Raw genomic sequence first — 6,570 nt, 5'->3', positions numbered from 1 at the left:
CTCTGCTGGGTGATATCTCCGCTCAGCGTGGCGGTCAGGCCGTCGCTACCGCTGATGGCTCCGCTGTTATTCAGCGTCCCGCCGCTGAGCGTCAGGTTTTTCGCCGCCCACTGCCCGTTGTTGGTCAGCGATAAGGCCTGCAGTGCGGCCGTGCCCATGGCGGTGATTTTGCTGCCTGCGGCGGAATTCAGGTCGCCGGTAAGCCGGAAGTTCAGCGCCCCGGCGCTCTGCACGGCGCCGCTGTTATCCAGCGACTGCGCCGCCAGCAGGATGCTGTTGCCCTGCCAGGTACCCGCGTTATTCACCGTACCGGCGGTGATATCCAGCGCGCCCTGCGTCAGCAGCGAACCGCTATTGATCAGCGCCAGTTGCGGCGTTGCCATCGCCATCCGCGCCTGCAATGCAGCAGTTGCCTGGCGGTTATCCAGCGTCAGGCTGTTAAGCCCGGTGAGTGTACCGTGGTTGGTGATGCCCGCTTCGTGCGCCGTCAGCGTGTTGCCCTGTACGGTGCCGTTATTGGTGAATTGCTGCCCGCGCAAGGTGATATCCCCGGCGCTTAACACCTGGCCGTCATTGTTCAGCGTCTGCGCGGCGAGCGTCATCGCCCCCTGGCTTTGCAGCGCGCCCGGCAGGTTCAGGGTGTTGCCGACAGTTGCCGTTAAATTGCCCTGGCTCAGCAACGTGCCGCCAAGCGTCCAGTCATCCGCCGTGACGCTGACCTGCCCGCCCTGTAAGGTGCCCTGCGTGGACAGTTGCCCGGCGTTCAGTGTGAAATCGCCGCCGCTCAGCGTGCGCGAACCGCTGGCGGTGGTGAGGGTGTCCGCATTCAGCGTCAGGCCGTGCGTGCCCTGCCACAGCCCGTTGTTGCTGATGCGGGTGCCCGTCAGCGCCAGCGTGTCGGCAATGAGATTACCGCTGTTGGTAAGCTGGTCCGCCTGTAATGTGGCATGGTTATGCGCCAGCAGCGTGCCGCTGTTATCGAGGCTGCCTGCGGTGACATCCAGCGCGCCGCTTTCCAGACTGCCGCCGTTGATCAGCGTATTGCCGGTCAGCGTCAGGCCATCCTGTACGTACAGCAGCCCCTGATTGGTGAGGGTATCAAGATTCAGGTTCAGCCCGCCGCCGCTCACTAACTGGCCGTTGCCGCCATTAAGTAAATGTTGCGTGGCGATGGTCAGGCTGTCGTTACCCTGCAGAATGCCGTTGCTGGCAATATCCGGCGCGGTCACAGTGAGATCTTTTGCTGCCAGTTTGCCGTCGTTGGTCAGTTGCGCGGCGCTGATGGCGGCCCCACCCTGGCTCAACATCTGCCCCTGGTTATCAAGCGAACGACCAAGCGTGGCGTTCAGGGAATCCTGCGCCTGCACCGTGCCGCCGTTGCGCCAGCTGTCGGCTGTGGCGGTCAGGTTGCGCCCCTGCATCTGCCCCTGATTATCGAGCGTGGAGCCCTGTAATGTCAGGCCGCCGCCGCTGAGCATCTGCCCGTCAGCCGTGCCGGTAAAGCTGGTGCCCTGCCAGTTCAGCCCATCAGTACCCTGAATCAGGCCGCTGTTACGTAAATCACCGTGCAGCGCCAGCACTTTCGCCATCAGCGTGCCGCTGTTGCTGCTGTCTGCGTTCAGCGTCATCGCCTGCAGGCTGACCACGCTGCCCTGATTATCCAGCGTGCCGCTGACCGTGGCATTCAGCCCGTTTTGCCCGAGCGCCGTGCCGCTGTTCAGCCACTCGCCGGTCGCCAGATCGAGCGTGCCGCCCTGCATCTGCCCGGCGTTATTGAGACGATCGTTTTTCAGCGTGACCGCACCGTTACTCAGCAGCAGGCCATTCTGCTGGTTGGTCAGTGTGCTTCCCGTGGCAGTCAGCAGGCTGGTGCCCTGCAGCGTACCGCTGTTGGTGATGTCGGCGCTGTTGAGCGTCAGGTTTTTCGCGGCCAGCAGGCCGCTGTTGATCAGCGCCTGCCCGCTGAGATCCAACGCGTTCCCGCCCGCCAGCGTCCCGCTGTTGCGGGTGTTCTGCGTCTGCAGCGTCAGGGCATCATTACCCTGCAGGGTTCCCGCGTTATCGAGGGTGTCTGCCGTCACGCCGGTAGTGTTTGCTGCCACCAGCCCATTGTTACGGATGCTGTCCGCCGCGAGGGTTAACTGCCCGTCCGCCAGCAGACGGCCATTGTTGCTCAGGCTGTGGTAATCGCTGAACAGGTTCACGCCATTAAGTTCGCCGTCGCTGGTCAGCGCATCGCCGTGCAGATACAGGTCGCCATCGGTGGTGATCAGGCCGCCGTTATTCAGTTGCGGGATGGCAAGCGTCAGGTCTTTCGCAGAGTAGAGTGTGCCGCCAGCGAGGTTATCAAGTAGCCCGGTGTGCAGGTTCAACGCCTGCGTCCCCTGCAACAGGCCGCTGTTGCTGATGTGGGCACTGCCGAGATCCAGCGTATCCGCCACCAGCGTACCGCTGTTGGTGAGGCTTTCCGGTGCGCTAAGCGTAATACGGGTCGCCGCTGATTTACCGCCGTGATTCAGCGTTTTCGCCGTCACACCCAGCGTCCCCTTTGCTGCCTGAGTACCGTTCAGCGTGGCGCTGTCAGCGAGTATCGTCATGTCACTACCGGCAACCAGTGTTCCCTGCTGGGTGAGGGTCTGCGCCTTCAGCGTGGTATTCCCTGCGGCATTGGCCTGGGTGGAAGCATCGCTGGTGAGCTGTTTCCCGCCAAGCGACATATCTCCGCCGCTGGTGAGTGAACTGCCCGCAAGAGTGGTGTTACCCGCGCCGCTGAGCGTCAGTTTGCCGTCGGCGGCCAGCGTGGCGTGATTCAGCGCCACATCCTGCGCGGCGGTGACGGCAATATCGCCGCCCGCTTTGTGGCTGCCGCTCAGGGTGACGCTGTCGCCTTTCGCCGTCAGCGCGCCGCTGGCAATGCTCTCTTTCACCACCATTTTGCCGTTCGCATCAAGCGTGATATCGCCCTGACGCGCCGTCAGGTTGCCGAGGTTGACCCCTACGCCTTTCTCGGTCGACACCAGATGAATGCGGTTGGCGTACATGCCGCCGAGCGCGCCGGTATCCACCGCCACCACTGGCGCTGCGCCCTCGCCGGCAATCGCTGTCGCTTTTCCGCTGGCATCCACCCGGTTGGCCCCGGTGGTCACGGTTAAGTCCTTCGCATGAATGGCAGCGTTCACTTCGGTGGCGCGGGAGATCAGCGCCAGCGCATCGCTGCCGCTGGCGTTCAGCCCCTGCCCTTCCACGGTGATGGTGCCTTTGGTCACCTCCAGCGCAGAGAGATTGCCCGCCGCATCGAATTGCGGCTTACCGGTAGTCAGGGTGGCGTTCGGCGTGTTGATAAACCCACAGCCGTTACAGGTGATGCCGTACGGGTTGGCGACCATCACATTCGCCGCCTTGCCCGCTACTTCGGTATAGCCCTGCAACTGCGATCGGCTACCGCCGGTCACTTCGTTGATGATGCCCTTCGCTTCCTGCCCGGCGCGCAGGTTCGGGTTGTTCTGGATAAGCCCGCCAAGCTGCGTCTGCGTCAGTTGCCCGGTGGCGTTATTAAGGATCAGCCCCTCGCTGCCGACGTTGTAGTCATGAAACTGATTGTGTGAGATGCCCGCCCCGTTCGGCGTGGCGATATTGACCACCGGCACGCCGTTGCCCGCTTTATCCATGCTGGCACCGCCTGTCGGCGTGATGGCCGCAGCAAACGCGGGGGCCACCGGCTGCCAGACCAGCAGGCTGATAATCAACCAGCTGATAGCACGCTGGGAAAAACGAACCGGTTTGTCAGTCTTCATCGTCCTGATCCTTAAAACGTGACAGCAACGCGCCAGTTAACACTGACGTGATCGGGGGCAAGCCAGTCGGGGTAATGCAGCGGCGTGCCAACGGAGATCTGGCTGGCGAACCCGCGTCCGGCGCTGCCAAGCCCCGCCGACGCGCCCCACAGCGTGCCGGAGGCGTAGCGATCGAGACGGTCTTTTTCCAGCCAGCCGCCATCCACCGCCGCCGTGGCGCTGATCTGTCCGAACAGTGGCAACGTGAACAGCACGTAGTTGAGTTCGTTGCGCCAGTAACCGCCGTTGTCGCCGGAGAGATACTGCTCTTTAAAACCGCGCACGGAGCTTTCACCGCCGAGCGTCAGGCGTTCGCTGCCGTAGAGCCTGTCCGGCGACCACTGCGCATACAGGCTGGTGAGCCAGACGATGTCGGCGCTGAGCGGGCGCTGGAAGCTGGCGCTCAGGCTCCCTTTGCGGAACTGCGCGCGGGGTTCATCGCCACTTTTGTCTTCGTCGGTTTCGGCGTTAAACCACGGCATGCCGTGGCTGAATGTCGGGTTGAAGGTCGCCACGCCGCCCACTATTTTCTGCGTATGGCTGATGCCCAGTTGCAGGCTGGAGAGATTGCGCGTGCTGCTGACCAGCGGCGCGTCGTTAAGCCAGTTGCGCGAGGAGCGCTGTGTGATCCCGGCGGTAAATGCGGTTTTAATATCGCCGTTGCGGAACACCACCCACGAACCGTTCAGGCGGTGCGTTCGGGTGTCGCCGGTGGAGATCCACGGAAAGCCCTGATTGATGAGGGTGGTGCGGTAGTTGCTCCATGCATAGCTGTAATCGAGCAGGCCGTAACCGTAGGGAATGCTGAACCCGGCCTGAAAATTTTGCGCGTCATAGCCGGTGGCAAAATCACTGCTGCGCCCGCCGCTCACCTGCCACTGTTCCGCCAGCCCCAGCAAATTACTGGCAGTCAGCGAACCATTTAATTGATCGTCACCGGTACTTTTCTGCCCGCTGTTATCCAGCGAAACCGAAGCACTTAACGGAAATTCCGGCGTGGCAGTTAAATTCACGCTGGAATAACCTGGTTCACTGTCGGGGACGATGTCGATCTGCACCGGTTCGCGCCGCAGACGATTTATTTGCTCCATCCCCTGTTCGATATCCCGCAGATTAAGGACTTTCCCTTCCAGACCGGGGAAAACCATTTTCAGCATGCGCGGTGATTCACCTTCCAGCAGGATATGGCGTAATTTTCCTTCCAGCACGACAATGCGTAATTCTCCGTGCGATAAATCCTGCTCGGTGAGAAAAGCGCGGCTGGTAATATATCCCCGGCTGATATACCAGTCGGAAATCGCGGCGGCCAGTTCGGTTATTTTCGCCATATTCAAGCACTGGTTCTGCCAGGGCGCAGTCAGTTTCTGCTGCGCTTTTTCGCTGATAAGCGTCACGCCGGAAAGGGTGATGGTATAAATATCAAAACAGGGGCCACCGGCCTGCGAGGCAGACGTACTCAGGCCTGAGCGCGGCAGCGTGGTGCTGCGCTCCAGTTCATCACGCTGCTGCTGGCTCTGACGAAGCAGCTGTTCCTGCTGTTGACGGACAGCGTCACGGTCTGCCGGAGATAATGGCGCCGCCTGTGCCGTAAACGCGAGTAATAAAAAAAGAGCCGAACTACGAATGTAATTCAACGGTGGTGTCATCCCTGCCATAAAGCAAATTAATCAATGAGTATGTTTTAATTTTCCTTTTTAAGGATCTTACTAAAGACAAAAAATAACAACAATTAATATACCTGGAAAATAGCCATTACATTTGTGAGTTTGGCTTTGGGTGCGAATTTTATAGTGTGCTTATACTGACACGCTGGATCGGATCTTAGCTATTCGTGCTATTTTGACACTAAAATAATTAACCAAAAATAAAACTTAACGAAAATTTCTTATAAAGATTTTAGTGTTGCTGCCGCTAATTAGATAACGCGATTCCGTATTGAGAAACCTCGTCGGGCGATTTAATAAGCAAAACGATTTACGCGCGTTAATTTTAATAATAGAGAAAGGGAAAACATGAAAATTCAGTTTTTGATTACCGGTACTTTATCCGCAGCTTTGTTAAGCGGCTGCGCAACCAATACGACGTCACATGCAGTGACCGCAAGCAACGGCAGCAAAGTCGATGTTGCTACCATCTTCACCCCCGCCGAGATGAACAATAATCTCTATCCTGACGTTAAATTGCGGGAAGTCTCTCCGGCGCACTCCGGCACCGGAATGGGGCTTGCGGTTGTGGGCGCTATACTTGGCGGCGGCATCAGCAGCAACTCGTTCGATAAAAATACTTATAAAGGGAACACCATCGATACCCTGCCTGAACCGACCTCCCGCTATTTAGCGCCGAAAGCGGAAGCCAAAATTCACGACTGGCTGGAAAAAAATGGCGGTGGTTACGCTTACACGCAGCCCCTCTTTATTGCAGCGTCGCAGTGGTCACTGATTTATACCGATATGTCGACCAGCAACAGCAATTACGATCTCACCTATCGGGTTAAATTTTACAAACGTCCGGAAGGCGGCAATGCATTCAGTACTTATGTGATTGCTGAATGCGCACCGACGGTGAAAACCGCACCGTTAAACGACTGGAAAGCAAATAACTACGCGAAAGTCAGCGAAGAGACGCAGAAAATGATGGATGCCTGCGTGCTGGAACTGGAAAACCAGTTGCCTCGTCTGCTGAAAAAATAAACCGTGGGGCAGGATATTTCTCACGGGATATCCTGTCACTCACTGAC

The 6,570-nt window shown here is 58.6% G+C and carries 3 protein-coding genes; 1 reads left to right on the top strand and 2 read right to left on the bottom strand.

The genetic code is table 11. The features are described 5' to 3' along the window. Positions 1-3,794, bottom strand: a 3,794-nt coding sequence (locus C0557_RS08385) for a filamentous hemagglutinin N-terminal domain-containing protein (protein ID WP_208658129.1), incomplete at its 3' end; no start/stop codon positions are given. Between the two features lie 11 nt (positions 3,795-3,805). Then, positions 3,806-5,479 (bottom strand): ShlB/FhaC/HecB family hemolysin secretion/activation protein, encoded by a 1,674-nt coding sequence (locus tag C0557_RS08380; RefSeq protein WP_208658128.1) that lies wholly within the window; start codon positions 5,477-5,479, stop codon positions 3,806-3,808. A gap of 366 nt (positions 5,480-5,845) precedes the next feature. Between C0557_RS08380 and C0557_RS08375 the strand changes: the two genes are divergently transcribed. Further along, positions 5,846-6,523, top strand: coding sequence for a hypothetical protein (locus C0557_RS08375; RefSeq protein ID WP_208658127.1), 678 nt, complete (start codon positions 5,846-5,848; stop codon positions 6,521-6,523). Positions 6,524-6,570: the final 47 nt, after the last annotated feature.

The sequence above is a fragment of the Kosakonia sp. MUSA4 genome, assembly GCF_013085925.1.
Taxonomy (GTDB): Bacteria; Pseudomonadota; Gammaproteobacteria; order Enterobacterales; family Enterobacteriaceae; genus Kosakonia; species Kosakonia sacchari_B.
The sequence above is the reverse complement of the archived record's forward strand: the minus strand, read 5'-3'. Positions and strand labels throughout refer to the sequence as shown.

Excerpts from the sequence above, each read along its gene's own strand:
- C0557_RS08380 (WP_208658128.1), bottom strand. The coding sequence starts at position 5,479 with ATGACACCACCGTTGAATTACATTCGTAGTTCGGCTCTTTTTTTATTA.
- C0557_RS08375 (WP_208658127.1), top strand. The coding sequence starts at position 5,846 with ATGAAAATTCAGTTTTTGATTACCGGTACTTTATCCGCAGCTTTGTTA.